The sequence below is a fragment of the Agromyces sp. CCNWLW213 genome (assembly GCF_037199545.1).
In the GTDB taxonomy this organism is placed as follows: Bacteria; Actinomycetota; Actinomycetes; order Actinomycetales; family Microbacteriaceae; genus Agromyces.
In genome coordinates, this window is record NZ_JBBBDX010000002.1 from 364,150 (window position 1) to 377,951 (window position 13,802).

9 protein-coding genes, 1 tRNA gene and 1 other RNA gene are annotated in these 13,802 nt (G+C 72.8%); 5 read left to right on the forward strand and 6 right to left on the reverse strand.

Translation table 11 applies throughout. The features are described from left to right. Positions 1-37 precede the first annotated feature (37 nt). A complete protein-coding gene (locus WBQ80_RS05995) occupies positions 38-1,225 on the reverse strand; it encodes an acetate/propionate family kinase (protein WP_336571344.1) in 1,188 nt (395 codons plus the stop codon). Further along, positions 1,222-3,384, reverse strand: a complete 2,163-nt coding sequence (gene pta / locus WBQ80_RS06000) for a phosphate acetyltransferase (protein WP_336571343.1) — start codon at positions 3,382-3,384, stop codon at positions 1,222-1,224. Before pta ends, WBQ80_RS05995 begins: the two co-directional genes overlap by 4 nt. A gap of 93 nt (positions 3,385-3,477) precedes the next feature. On the opposite strand from pta, the gene ffs reads away from it, so the two are divergent. From ffs to WBQ80_RS06015, 3 genes are all read left to right on the forward strand, one after another. Next, positions 3,478-3,574, forward strand: an RNA gene (gene ffs / locus WBQ80_RS06005) — signal recognition particle sRNA small type. Beyond that, a tRNA-Ser gene (locus tag WBQ80_RS06010) sits at positions 3,572-3,656 on the forward strand. Before ffs ends, WBQ80_RS06010 begins: the two co-directional genes overlap by 3 nt. Positions 3,657-3,881: 225 nt before the next feature. Continuing rightward, a complete protein-coding gene (locus WBQ80_RS06015; protein ID WP_336571342.1) occupies positions 3,882-4,484 on the forward strand; it encodes a hypothetical protein in 603 nt (200 codons plus the stop codon). An 18-nt stretch (positions 4,485-4,502) separates the two neighbouring features. Here WBQ80_RS06015 and WBQ80_RS06020 read toward each other — a convergent pair whose 3' ends face one another. Further along, on the reverse strand, positions 4,503-5,120 hold the full coding sequence (locus WBQ80_RS06020; protein ID WP_336571341.1) for a GNAT family N-acetyltransferase: 618 nt from the start codon (positions 5,118-5,120) through the stop codon (positions 4,503-4,505). 7 nt (positions 5,121-5,127) lie between these two features. Continuing rightward, a complete protein-coding gene (locus tag WBQ80_RS06025) occupies positions 5,128-6,981 on the reverse strand; it encodes a helicase HerA-like domain-containing protein (protein WP_336571340.1) in 1,854 nt (617 codons plus the stop codon). A 122-nt stretch (positions 6,982-7,103) separates the two neighbouring features. Between WBQ80_RS06025 and WBQ80_RS06030 the strand changes: the two genes are divergently transcribed. Together WBQ80_RS06030 and WBQ80_RS06035 are read left to right on the forward strand one after the other, a co-directional pair. Continuing rightward, complete coding sequence (locus tag WBQ80_RS06030; RefSeq protein WP_336571339.1) at positions 7,104-8,384, forward strand: cyanophycinase; 1,281 nt, start codon at positions 7,104-7,106, stop codon at positions 8,382-8,384. Between the two features lie 75 nt (positions 8,385-8,459). Beyond that, on the forward strand, positions 8,460-9,758 hold the full coding sequence (locus tag WBQ80_RS06035; RefSeq protein WP_336571338.1) for a cyanophycinase: 1,299 nt from the start codon (positions 8,460-8,462) through the stop codon (positions 9,756-9,758). A 359-nt stretch (positions 9,759-10,117) separates the two neighbouring features. Here the strand turns inward: WBQ80_RS06035 and WBQ80_RS06040 are convergent, their stop codons facing one another. Further along, a complete protein-coding gene (locus tag WBQ80_RS06040; protein ID WP_336571337.1) occupies positions 10,118-11,479 on the reverse strand; it encodes a dihydrolipoamide acetyltransferase family protein in 1,362 nt (453 codons plus the stop codon). Then, positions 11,479-13,665 carry an alpha-ketoacid dehydrogenase subunit alpha/beta gene (locus WBQ80_RS06045; RefSeq protein WP_336571336.1) on the reverse strand — a complete coding sequence of 729 codons (2,187 nt, stop codon included), beginning with the start codon at positions 13,663-13,665 and terminating at the stop codon, positions 11,479-11,481. Before WBQ80_RS06045 ends, WBQ80_RS06040 begins: the two co-directional genes overlap by 1 nt. Positions 13,666-13,802: the final 137 nt, after the last annotated feature.

Below are 13,802 nucleotides of genomic sequence, written 5' to 3' on the forward strand. Positions count from 1 at the left end.
AAGACTTCTTGTGCAATGGTTCTTGCGGACCTCGGGGTCAGCCGACGACCTCGAGCGTCTGCCGGGCGATCTCGAGCTCCTCGTTCGTGGGGATCACGACCACCTCGACCCGAGCGCCGTCCGGCGAGATCCGGCGGGCGCCGCCGCGCGCCGCGTTGCGCTCGGCGTCGACCTCGATGCCGAACCACTCCAGCCCGGCGAGCGCGCGCGCCCGCACCGGCGCGGCGTTCTCCCCCACCCCGGCGGTGAACGCGATCGCGTCGACCCGCCCGAGCTGGGCGGCGTACGCGCCGACGTACGAGCGGATCCGGTGGCAGTACACGTCGAGCGCGAGCTCGGCGCGCGCGTCGCCCGACTCCGTCGCAGCCACCAGGTCGCGCATGTCGCCGTGCCCGCCGAGTCCCAGGATCCCGCTCCGCTTGTTGAGCAGGTCGTCCACGCCGTCGACGTCGAGCGACGCCCGCCGCTGGAGGTGCAGGAGGACCGCCGGGTCGAGGTCGCCCGAGCGCGTCCCCATCACCAGGCCCTCGAGCGGCGTCATGCCCATGCTCGTCTCGACCGAGCGTCCGCCGTCGACCGCGCACGCCGACGCGCCGTTGCCGAGGTGCAGGACGATGACCTTCAGCTCCTCGAGCGGCCGGTCGAGGAAGTCGGCCGCCGCACGCGAGACGTACCGATGCGAGGTGCCGTGGAATCCGTAGCGGCGCACCCGGTGGCGTGCCGCGACCTCGGCGTCGATCGCGTACGTGTAGGCCGCGGGCGGCATGGTCTGGTGGAAGGCGGTGTCGAACACCGCCACGTGCGGCACCGACGGGAAGGCGCGCTCCGCGGCGACGATGCCCGCGAGGTTCGCGGGGTTGTGCAGCGGCGCGAGCACCGACAGCTCGTCGATGTTGATCCTCACGAGCTCGGAGATCACCGTGGGCTCGAAGAAGCGGGCGCCGCCCTGCACGACGCGATGTCCGACGGCGACCGGCGCGTGCGATTCGAGCGCCGGGCCGCGCTCGGCGAACGCGCGCAGCATCCAGGCGAACGCGGCGTCGTGGTCGGGCACCGCCAGCTCCTCGCGGAAGGACTCCCCTGCGGCGTCCGTGTGCGTCGCCCGGCCCGCGGACCGGCCGATGCGTTCGACCAGGCCCGTCGCGAGGGCCTCGCCCGCCTCGACGTCGACCAGCTGGTACTTGAGCGAGGACGAGCCGGAGTTGACGACGAGGACGAGGCTCACGAGGCTGCCGCCTGGATCGCCGTGATCGCGACCGTGTTCACGATGTCCTGCACGAGCGCCCCGCGGGACAGGTCGTTGACGGGCTTGCGGAGGCCCTGCAGCACCGGCCCGATCGCGACCGCACCGGCCGAGCGCTGCACCGCCTTGTACGTGTTGTTGCCCGTGTTGAGGTCGGGGAACACGAAGACGGTCGCGCGCCCCGCGACATCCGACTCGGGCATCTTCGTGCGCGCCACCGCCGCATCGGCGGCCGCGTCGTACTGGATCGGGCCCGCGACGGGCAGTTCGGGCGCGCGCTGCCGCACGAGCTCGGTCGCGAGGCGCACCTTGTCGACATCCGCCCCCGAGCCCGACTCGCCCGTCGAGTACGAGAGCATCGCCACGCGCGGTTCGATGCCGAACTGCGCCGCGGTCTGCGCCGACGAGATCGCGATGTCGGCGAGCTGCTCGGCCGTCGGGTCGGGCACGATCGCGCAGTCGCCGTACACGAGCACCCGGTCGGCGAGCGCCATGAGGAACACGCTCGAGACCACCTCGACGCCCGGCCGGGTCTTGATGATCTCGAACGCCGGCCGGATGGTGTGCGCCGTGGTGTGCATCGCCCCGGAGACCATCCCGTCGGCGAGGCCCAGCTCGACCATCATCGTGCCGAAGTACGAGACGTCCTGCACGGTGTCGCGGGCCTGCTCGAGCGAGATGCCCTTGTGCGCGCGGCGGCGCTGGTACTCGTCGGCGAACCGGTAGACCAGCACGTGGTCGTGGTTCGAGAGCACGGTCGCCTTCGAGATGTCGAGGCCGAGCCCGATGGCTCGCGAGCGGATCTCGATCTCCTCGCCGAGGATGGTCAGGTCGGCGACGTCGCGCGCGAGCAGCGTCGCCGCGGCGCGGAGGATGCGATCGTCGTAGCCCTCGGGCAGCACGATGTGCTTGCGCACCTCGCGGGCCCGGGCGAGCAGCCCGTACTCGAACATGAGGGGCGTCACCACGTCGGTGCGGGCGACGTCGAGCCGGTCGAGCAGCTCGTGCCCGTCGACGTGCTTCTCGAACAGGGCCAGCGCCGTGTCGCGCTTGCGCTGCGACTCGGCCGCGAGGCGCCCGCGCGTGTGCGTGATGGCGAGGGCGGTGTCGTACGTCGTCAGCTCGGTGCGGATGATCGGCAGCCCCGACTTCAGGCCCTCGACGAGTCGCTCGACCGTCTCGGACACCGGGAAGCCGCCGTTCAGCACGATGCCGGAGATCGACGGGAAGGTGGCCGACGCGTGCGCCGTCAGCACTCCGAGGAGCACCTCGCTCCGATCTCCCGGCACGACGACGACCGAGCCCTCGATGAGCCGCGTCAGCACGTTCTCCATCGACATGGCCGCGATGACCACGCCGAGCGCCTCGCGCTCGAGCAGCTCGGGATCGCCCGCGTAGAGCTCGCCGCCGACCGCGTGCATCACGGTCCGCATGGACGGTGCGACAAGGAAGGGGTCCTCCGGCACGGCCCACACGGCGACGGATGCCGCATCGAGGGGCGAACGGCCGGATGCCGCGGCATCCGCTGCTCGCCCCACCGCCGCGCGGAGCGCCGCCACGACGTCGTCGAGTCGGTCGGGGTCGGCGCGGTTCGCCACGATCCCGAGGAGCGTCGCGTGCTCGCGTTCGAGCTCCTCGACCGCGAGCTCGGTCAGCTGCGCGAGCTCGTCGGGCGTGCGCGAGTCGGTGTAGCCGAGGCGCTCGCTCGCCCCGCGGCCCTGCGGCACCCGGCCGCCGACCGCGAGGAGCACGGGCGCACCCAAGTTCGCGGCGATGCGCGCGTTGTAGGCGAGCTCGGTCGGGCTCCCGACGTCCGTGTAGTCGGAGCCGATGACGACGACCACGTCGCAGCGCGACTCGATCGCCTTGAAGCGCCGGACGATCGTCGCGAGCGCGACCTCGGGATCGGCGTGCACGTCCTCGTAGGTGACGCCGATCGCCTCGTCGTAGCCGAGCTCGATGACGCCGTCGTGCGCGAGCAGCAGCTCGAGCACGTAGTCGCGCTCCTGGGTCGACCTCGCGATCGGGCGGAACACCCCCACGCGCGTGGCTCGGCGGCTCAGCGTGTCGACCGTGCCGAGCGCGACGGTGGACTTGCCCGTGTTGCCCTCGGCGGAGCAGATGTAGATGCTGTGCGCCACGGCAGCCAGCCTATTGGTCGGGTCGGACGGCACACTGGGAATCGCGGGCGAGTGCGTGCGGTTCGCGGTCGGCGCTCGCTCGGGTAGACTGTCCCAGGCTCCTCACGTGGCGCCATCCAGGCCAACTCCCCCAGGGCGGAAACGCAGCAAGGGCAACCGGGCTCTGGCGGGTGCGTGAGGGGTCCCAGGAGGATTCGCCTAGTGGCCTATGGCGCACGCTTGGAAAGCGTGTTGGGTGAAAGCCCTCGGGGGTTCGAATCCCCCATCCTCCGCTGATGCCGATGAGCGTCGCGCCCGACGGGTGCGGCGCTCATTCGCATGAACGGGCGCTGCGACCCGGGGAGGAGGGAGGGCGGAGCCCGACCGACGGTCTCCCGGTCCTCGCTGATCCCGGCCGAGCCCCGATCGGAGGGCCCCCTCCGATATCGGTCCCCCTTAATGCCGATACCGGCGAGCGCCGGAACGTCGGATCATGGAGTGCGATGTCTACGGCACGGGTGAGCACGACGCGTGGGGACGCGGGGGACTCGTCCGCCGGTGCCGCATCGACCGCGGACCGGGGCCTCGGGGTGATCATCCTGAGGCCCCGTCCGACGCTCGCGAGGTCGATCGGCCTCCCCGTGCTCGCGCTCGCGCTCCCGCTCTTCGTCACGGTCGTATGGGTGCTGCGCCCGCTCGGACCGACGGGGCTCGCGGCGACCGCGGCGGGTGCGGCGGTGTTCCTCGGCCTCGCTGGGCTCGCGTGGCACCGGTACCGGCGCACCCGGATCCAGGTGAGCCGGCAGGGGCTGGTCGAACGCGGGTTCTTCGGTCGCATGCAGCGCGTCCCGCACGACGAGGTCGCGGGCGTGCTGCGGATCGACACGTACCGTGGCGACACGCTCGAGACCGTGCACCAGCTGTTCGTGGTCGATCCGGCCGGGCGGTGCCTCGTGCGCATGCGCGGCACGTTCTGGGACGACGCGGCGATGGATGCCGTGGCACCGACGCTCGGCGTCGAGCAGACGGTTCGCTACGAACCCGTGACCCTGGCGGAGCTCCGGGCGTCGGACCCGCGGCTCCTCTACTGGTTCGAGGGACGAGGGCTGCCGCGCCCGTGAGGCCGGGCCGGCACGCGGTCACCGCGTGGCGATGCCGAGCAGCGGCGCGTCGGGCCGGCTGGACGGCAGCTCGTGGAACCCGAGCCGCTCGTAGAACGCGCGTGCCCCCGTGTTCGCGGGGTCGAGGCCGAGGTGGACGGCGGCCACCCCGCGCTCGGCGAGCGCGGCGCGGAGCGTGTCGATGAGACGGCGCCCGAGCCCGCGCCCCTGGAGGCCGGGCAGCAGGTCGATGTGGAGGTGCGCCGGGTAGTCGTCGAGCTCGGCGATCCGCATGCGCTCGGGGTCTCCGCCGTCGGCGAGGAGCTGCCGCTCGGTGTAGGCGGGAGTGCGGGCGGTCGGGGCACCGGGGGACGGATGCCGCGCGCGGAAGCCCGGCGCCCATTCGCGTGCGTACCAGTCGATGAAGGCGGCGGTGTCGGCCACGCCGAGCACGTACCCGCCGACCCGCCCCGCGTCGTCGACCGCGACGAACGCGAGGTCGGGCGCGTACTCGACGTAGGGCAGCGCGTAGACCTCGGGCATGAGCGCGTCGTCGCTGTAGACGCCGGTCGCGTCGCCGCCGGCCGCCGCGGTCCGGAGGCACACCGCGCCGACGGCGTCCCGATCGTCGGGCCGGTACGGACGGATCGACGGCACGCCGGCCTCAGCGACGCTTGGCCATGCCGAAGAGGCCGGTGAGGACCTGCGTGATGACCTTCTGCGTCGACTTCGAGCCGAGCACCTGCTCGAGGGTCGAACGCTGCGGCGAGCGGGATCGCGAGGACCCGGAGGTGCGCTTCAGCAGCCGGTCGTACTCGGCCTGCGCCTTCTTCTGCGCCTTCTCCTCCTCGGCGCGGATCTTCGCCTGCATCTTCTCGTACTCGGCCGCCGCCTCGGCCTGCGCAGCAGCCGCCTCCTCCGCGTCGGCGGCCGCCGCGGCATCCGCCATGCGCTTGGTCAGGAGCTCGTGCGCGGACTCGCGATCGATCGCGGTGCCGTACTTCGCGGTGAGCGGGGATGCCGCCACGGCGCCCGCGACCACGTCGTGGGGGCTCGGCGACATGGAGGCCTGCGGCGCTCGGAGACGGGTCCACGCCACGGGGCTCGGGGCCCCCTTCTCGTTCATGACGGTGACGATCGCCTCGCCGGTGCCGAGGACGGTGAGCGTCTCCTCGAGGTCGTAGCCCGACTTCGGGTACGTCGAGACGGTCGCGCGGAGCGCCTTGGCGTCGTCGGGCGTGAACGCGCGCAGCTGGTGCTGCACGCGCGAGCCGAGCTGGGCGAGGACGTCGCCGGGCACGTCCTTCGGGGTCTGCGTCACGAAGAACACCCCCACGCCCTTGGAACGGATGAGGCGCACGGTCTGCACGACCTGGGCGAGGAACTCCTTCGACGCGTCCTTGAAGAGCAGGTGCGCCTCGTCGAAGAAGAACACGAGCTTGGGCTTGTCGAGGTCGCCGACCTCGGGCAGCGCCTGGAACAGGTCGGCGAGCAGCCACATGAGGAAGGTCGAGTAGAGCGCGGGCTTGTCGGCGACACCGGGCACCTCGAGCATGCTGATGACGCCGCGACCGTCGGGTGCGGTCCGCAGGAACTCGGCGGTGTCGATCTCGGGCTCACCGAAGAAGACGTCGGCGCCCTGGTCGGCGAAGGCGATGAGCTCGCGCAGGATGACGCCCACCGTGGCCTTCGACAGGCCGCCGAGGCCTTCGAGCTCGGCCTTGCCGTCGTCGCTCACCAGGTAGGCCAGCACCGCGCGCAGGTCGTCGAGGTCGAGGAGGGCGAGCCCGTTCTTGTTGGCGTAGTGGAAGACCAGGCCGAGGCTCGACTCCTGGGTGTCGTTGAGGCCGAGCACCTTGCTCAGCAGGAGGGGGCCGAAGCCCGAGATCGTCGCACGGATGGGCACGCCCGTGCCGACGCCGCCGAGGGAGAAGAACTCCGTCGGGAAGCTCGCCGGGGTCCACTCCTGGCCGATGCCGGCCGTGCGCTTCAGGAGCTTCTCGTTGCCTTCGCCGGCAGTGGCGACGCCGGACAGGTCGCCCTTGATGTCGGCCGCGAAGACCGCGACGCCGTTGGCGGAGAGCTGCTCGGCGAGCACCTGGAGCGTGCGGGTCTTCCCCGTGCCGGTGGCACCGGCCACGAGCCCGTGCCGGTTCGTCATCGCGAGGGGGATGCGCACGGGCACGTCCGGCATCGCCTCGCCGTTCACGAGCGCGCCCATCTCGAGCGCGGCCCCCTCGAAGGCGTACCCGTCGCGGATCGCCGCGACGGCGGCCTCGTCGAGCGGGCCGGACGCGGCGGCGGGAGCCGCCGACCCGGCCGCGGGCCCGGGCGCCTGCGGCGCGGCCGCGGCCTCGGCCGCAGGGCCGGCCTGCTGCGCCTCGAGGGCGGCCTTCGCGAGCGCGGCGGCCTCCTCGGCCTTGCGTATCGCCTCGGCCGCCTGCCGCTGCAGTTCCTCGGCGGCCCTGGCCGCCTCCTCCGCCGCCTGCTGGGCCTGCGTCGCCGCGTCATCCGCCATGTCCGGATCCTATCCGCGACGGACGTCACGCAGGGGAAACGAGTTTGTTACGTGCATTACATCTAGCGCTGTTGTAATGCACGTTGTAACGTGACGAGCACTCAATGACGAGAGGAGTGCCGATGCGCACACCGCGGGCCGCCGCGACCATCGCGGTCGCGAGCGCGATCCTGATCCCCACCCTCGGCGCGGCGGCCCCCGCCGCCGCCGCGGGCAGCTCCGGGAACCTCATCCTGATCGGCGGGGCACTGGACGAGAACGCCCAGATCCTGCAGCGGATCGTCGCCGACGCCGACCCGGACGGAAGCGGGCCCGCAAGGGCGCGGATCGCCGTCGTCACCGCGGCATCCGTGCCCGCCGCCGACGCCGCCGAGGCCGCCGACCCGACGCAGAGCAACGCCGCCGCGAACGGGCTCTACTACGCCGACCTGTTCGCGCGCCACGGCGCGGACGCCTACCTCGTCCCGATCGACATCGGGACGGACTACCCGGGCGACCCCTACGTGCCCGGGAACGCGGACAGCACCGCCGTCGCCGACCAGGTCCGGGCCTCGACCGGGGTGTTCCTCTCGGGCGGCGACCAGTCCCGATACGTCGACACGCTGCTCGACTGCGACCCGGCGCCCGGCGACGCCTACACCTCGTGCGCCGACACGCCGGTGCTCACCGCCATCCGGGCGGTCCTCGACCGCGGCGGCGTCGTCGCGGGATCGAGCGCGGGGCTCACGATCCAGAACGGCGCCGACATGGTCACCGGCGGCGAGTCGTACGAGGCCTGGCGGTACGGCGCGTACGCCGGCACGGGCGTCGGGCCCGACGACCTCACCTACTCGCCGTACGGCGGCTTCGGCTTCTTCACCGAGGGCCTGCTCGACAGCCACTTCGGCACCTGGGGTCGCCAGGCCAGGATGATCGCGCTCGCCGACGAGACCCTCCACGACCTCGTGGTGGGCGTCGACGAGACCACCGCGCTCGTGTACGACCGGACCACCCGGCAGGGCACGGTGATCGGCGTGAACGGCGTCTCGGTGCTCGACCTCCACGGCGCGACCGTCACGGGCGACCGGGCCGAGGGCGTGCGCTGGCACCACCTGGTGAACGGCGACCGCATCGACTTCGCGACGCTCGCCGTCACCGCGGCCGCCACCGAGCGCGCCGGCGCGGGATCCGGCACCGGCCCGGCGGTCCGACGCGACATCTGGGACTCCCCCGCGGGCTCCGGCGGGACGTACTCGATGGTGAACCAGGCGAAGGCGCTCGTGAAGAGCTCGGCGTCCGTCGCCCAGGGCACCACGTTCGAGCGCAACCCGCGCTACCGCACCTACCTCGACCGCGTGAGCGCCACCCGCTGGTGGACCACGGGCGGGTTCGAGGCGCTGGAGGTGTCCTTCATCCGCGAGTAGCCCGCGACCCTGTCACCCCGCCACCCGCGGGCCGCGCCGCCCGGCGCGGCCCGCACCACCCACCGAGAGGACCACATGATCCCCCGCACCACCGCCGCGATCGTCGCGGCCACCGCCGCGACCGCATGCCTGCTCGTCGCGAGCCCGGCCGCCGCCGCCCCCGTCCGCACCGCCCCGGCCGCGCCCGACGGCAGCCTCGTGCTCATCGGCGGCAACCTCAGGGAGGACGCGACCATCCTCCAGCGCATCGTCGACCTCGCCGACCCCGACGGCGAGGGGCCCGCGAAGGCGCGCATCGCGATCGTGACGGCCGCGTCATCCGCCGCCCGGACCGCCGAGGAGGCGGCCGACGACACGCTGAACAACGCCTCGGCCAACGGCCTGTACTACTCCGCGCTGTTCGAGCGGTTCGGCGCCGAGACGTACGCCGTGCCCGTCGACACCGCCGTCAACTTCGCCGGCGACGCCTACAAGCCCGCGAACGCGAACGACCCCAAGGTCGCGCGGGAGATCGCCAGGTCGACCGGCGTCTTCTTCGGCGGCGGCGACCAGATGCGCTACGTGCGCACGCTGTTCGACTGCAAGCAGGCGGCCGACGAGGCGTTCGCCTCGTGCGCCGATACCAAGGTCATGACGGCCGTGCGAGGAGTGCTCGACGGCGGCGGCGTCGTCTCGGGAGTGAGCGCGGGCACCACCATCCAGCAGGGCGCCGACATGGTCACCGGCGGCGAGCCCTACCAGGCGTGGCGCGACGGCACCACGCCGGGCTACCTCGACGACGCGACGGCGCTCGCGCACCTGCCCTACGGCGGATTCGGGTTCTTCCCCGAGGGCCAGCTCGATAGCCACTTCGGCACGTGGGGCCGCCAGGCGCGCATGATCAGGCTCGCCGACCAGACCGGCCACGACCTCGTCGTCGGCGTCGACGAGACCACCGCGCTCGTCTACGACCGTGCCACCCGCGAGGGCGAGGTCATCGGCCGCAACGGCGTCTCGCTGCTCGACACGTCCGGCACCGTCATCGACGGCGCGGTCGGCACCGGCACGCGCTGGTCGTACCTCGTCGCCGGCGACCGGGTCGACTTCGCCACCGGCGCGATCACGCCCGGCTCCGAGCGCAACAGCGGTGCGGGCACTGATGCCGCTCCGGCACCGGTCGCGGACGTCTGGGACTCGATCGACAACCCCGACGCGGGCGTGTACTCGCTCGTCGACCTCGGCGTCGCGCTCGTGGCATCCGTCGCCGACCGCGCCGAGGGGACGACGTTCGAGACCGACCCGCAGTACCGCACCGTGCTCGAGCGCACCGACGCCACCTCCTGGTGGGACGGCGGGTTCGAGGACCTCGCGATCTCGATCACCCCGGTCGGCTGACCGGAGGTCGCACCCTCCGTCGACGGCGATGGCCGGACCCGATCGGGTCCGGCCATCGCCGTGTCCGGCTGCGGTCGCCGACCGCCGGGGATGCCGCGCGCCGACTTCGCAGGATGGCGCGCGACAGAGCGTCGGGAGCGGGCGTCCGGCGCCGCTCATCCTGCGAAGTCCGCTCGGGGGTGGACCGAGGGGCCGGAGCACTTCGCAGGATGAACCGCGCCATGTGGTCCGCGCCGGGCTCTCGAAGCCGCTGATCCTGCGGACTCAGCGCGGAGCGCGGAGCTCGCAGCGCGCAACGCCCGCGCCCGCGCCCGCGCCCGGGCACCGTCGACGTGTCGTCGCGTCGGCTGGAGGCGGGATCAGGCGAGGATGGCGAGCGGACGCTCGATCCGCGCGACGAACGCCGCGAGCCACCGCGCCGCGAGGGCGCCGTCGAGCACGCGATGATCGGCCGACAGGGTCACGTTCATGACCGTGCCGACCTCGAGCGCACCGTCGACGACCACCGGCGCCTGCCGTGCCGCCCCGACCGCGAGGATGCCCACGTGCGGCGGGTTGATGATCGCGCTGAACTCACGGGTGCCGTACATGCCGAGGTTCGACACCGAGAAGCTGCCGCCCTCGATCTCGTGCTGGCGGAGCCCGCCGCTCCGCGCGCGCTCGGCGAGGTCGGCGATGCGCCGACCCAGCTCCGAGACGCTCAGCGTCTCGACGCCGCGTACCACGGGGGTCACGAGGCCGTCGTCCAGGGCGACCGCGATGGCGATGTCGGCCGTCCGGTGCTGCAGCACGCCCTCGTCGGTCCACGTGCGGTTCGCCTCGGGGACGTCGGCGAACGCGCCCGCGACGGCCTTCACGACGAGGTCGTTGACCGAGACCTTGATCGCGCCCGTCGCGTTGAGCTCGCGGCGGAGCTCGAGCAGCCGGTCGACGCGGCATTCGGCCGTGAGGTAGAAGTGCGGCACCTGCGTCTTCGACTCGACGAGTCGCCGCGCGATCGTGCGTCGCATGCGCGTGTGCGGGACCAGCTCGGCCTCGGCCGTCACGGCGGCGGGGGCGGATGCCGCGGGGGCCGCCGGCTGCGTCGGCTGAACGGTCGGCGCCTCGGGCGCTGCGGCCGGCGGGGCGGGCGCGGCCTGGGGCGCCGGGGCCGCCGCCGCGATGAGCGGCTCGAGGTCCTTCCGGACGATCCGGCCCTCGGGACCCGAACCGGCGACGCCGGACAGGTCGAGATCGTGCTCGCGAGCGAGTCGACGGACCAGCGGGCTCATGAAGCGTCGTCCCGCAGCGCTCGGCGCCGGGCCGCCGCCGCCCCCCTCCTCGGCTCCGGGAGCCGCGAGGTCGTGCTGCGACACCCCGTCGGCCGACTCGTCGAACGCGGGCTCGGCGTCGGCCACGGGCGCGCCCGACTCGGGATCGGACTCGACGGCGCCGGTGGCCGCGGAGGGTGCCGGCGCGGCATCCGTCGACGTGGTCGCCTCGCCCGGCTCGCCGACGACCGCGATCGGCGCGCCGACGTCGACCAGGTCGCCCTCGGCGACGAGCAGCTCGAGCACCGTGCCCGACACCTCCGCCGCGTACTCGACGACGGCCTTGTCGGTCTCGATCTCGGCGAGCGGCTGGCCCACCGCGATCGCATCGCCGACCGCGACGGACCACGACTGGATCGCGGCCTCGGTCGTGTTCGCGAGCACCTCGGGCATGCGCACGGTCGTGGCCATCACGCACCTCCCGCGTCGCGGCGCACGGCTTCGAGGGCGGCGGCGACCCCCTCGGTGCGGGCGATCGCCGCGCGTTCGAGCACGCGCGAGATCGACGGCGACGACTCCGAACCGGTCACCCGCTGCACCGGCTGGTCGAGCCAGTCGAACAGGCGCCGCTGGATCTCGTCGGCGAGCCATCCGCCGTACGACGTGCCGCGCGCGCCCTGCTCGACGATGAGGACCGCGTTCGTCTTCTTGACGGACGCCTCGACGGTCGCCCAGTCGATCGACGCGCGGTCGAGCCAGCGCAGGTCGACGAGCTCGGCGTCGACGCCGGTCTGCTCGATCGCCTCGAGGCTGTGCCGCACCATCGAGAGGTAGCTGATGACGGTGACCTCACTCCCCTCGCGACGGATGGCGGCGGTGCCGGGCGGGATGACGTAGTCGAGGTCGCCCGCGATGACGGTGTCCTTCTCGTTGTAGAGGTCGACGTGCTCGATGACGAGCACCGGGTCCTGCAGGGCGAGGGCCGCGTTCATGAGGCCGACGTAGTCCTCGGCCGTCGACGGCGCCACGATGCGCCATCCGGGGCTCGTCGCGAAGACGCCTGCGGGGTCCATGAGGTGCTGCGAGCCGTAGCCGGACCCCATCGCGACCTTCGTGCGCAGCACGAGCGGCACGGGGTTGTCGCCGCCGAACATGTGGCGGGCCTTGCCGACCTGGTTGAAGACCTGATCGGCGGCGACCCACATGAAGTCGGGGTACATGAACTCGACGACGGGCCGGAATCGACCGTCCAGCGCGAGCCCTCCGCCGAGGCCGGCGAAGGCGTTCTCGCTGATCGGCGTGCCGAGCACGCGCTCGGGGTACGCCGTGGCGAGGCCCTTGGTGGCGCCGTTGGTGCCGCCCTTCAGTCGGTGCACGTCCTCGCCGAGCACGATGATCCGGTCGTCCTCGCCCATGCGGCGCTCCATGACGGCGGCGACCGCGTCGACGAACTTCACGCCCTCGCGCTCGCGGTCGTCGGCGATCGGCTCGAGCGTGCGGAGCTCGTCGAGCTCGCTGCCGTCGCCGCGGACGCCGACGTCGACGAACTCGGGGTCGGGCCAGAGGTCGGGCCGGATGCGGCGGCGACCCTGCGTCTCGGGGTCGTCCTCGAGCAGCTCGGCCGTGGCGGCATCCATCGCGGCGATCGCCTGGGCGCGCACGGACTCGACCTGCTCCGGGGTGAGCCGGCCGAGGCGGATCATCTCGGCCGCGACGCGCTCGAGCGGGTCGCGCGCCCGCCACTCCTCCTCCTCCTGCTTGGTGCGGTAGCCGAACGCGCTGCCGGGGTACGGCCCGTTCTGGTGGAAGTAGCGGTAGACCTCGGCCTCGACGATCGCGGGGCCGCCGCCCGAGCGCATGACCTCGGCGGCTTCCTCCATGGCGAGGTGCACGGCGAGCGGGTCCATGCCGTCGACCCGCCACGACGGGATCCCGAAGCCCTGGCCGCGCACCGAGAGACGGGTGTCGGCGACGGCCTCCTCGATGCGCGTCGAGACGGCGTAGAGGTTGTTCTCGACGAAGAAGCAGACGGGCAGCTTCCACGCCGCCGCGAGGTTCATCGACTCGAGCACCGAGCCGATCTGCGCGGCGCCGTCGCCGAAGTAGTTGACGGTGAGGTCGGTCGTGCCGGAGTGCTTCTGCGCCCACGCATTGCCCGTCGCCATGGGGGCGCCGCCGCCGACGATCGCGTTGGTGCCGAGCGCCCCGGCCTCGAACCACTGCAGGTGCATCGATCCGCCGCGGCCGCGGCAGAAGCCCTGCGCGAGCCCGAGGATCTCGGCGAGCGTGCGCTGCAGCAGCGCCTGCAGCTCGGGCGTGACGAGCCCGTCGAGTGCGAGTCGGCCACCGGAGACGTGGGTGATCGCCTTGGCGAGGAACTGGTGGTGGCCGCGGTGCGAGCCGTTCACGGCATCCGTCGACCGGAGCCCCACGATCGAGCCGACCGCGCCGCCCTCCTGGCCGATCGACGAGTGCGCCGGCCCGTGCACGAGGCCGTCGGCCGCGAGCTCGAGCACGCGTTCCTCGAACGCGCGGATGAGGTGCAGTTGCCCCAGCATCGTCTCGAGCAGGGCGGGATCGGCCGCCTTCCAGTCGGCTGCGGTGGTCGTGAGCTCGACCCACTCGGCCGTGGGCTCCAAACGTCGTCGTCTCGGCATCGGTGTCCTCCGTCGGGCCGCCCAGCGCCGCGGTGCGGTGGGCGTCAGCGCCATCGTACGCCACGATTGGATCCAATCCAAGCGAATCCCCGCGATCTTCCGTATGTGGGCCGAGGATTCCGATATGATTGCATCCA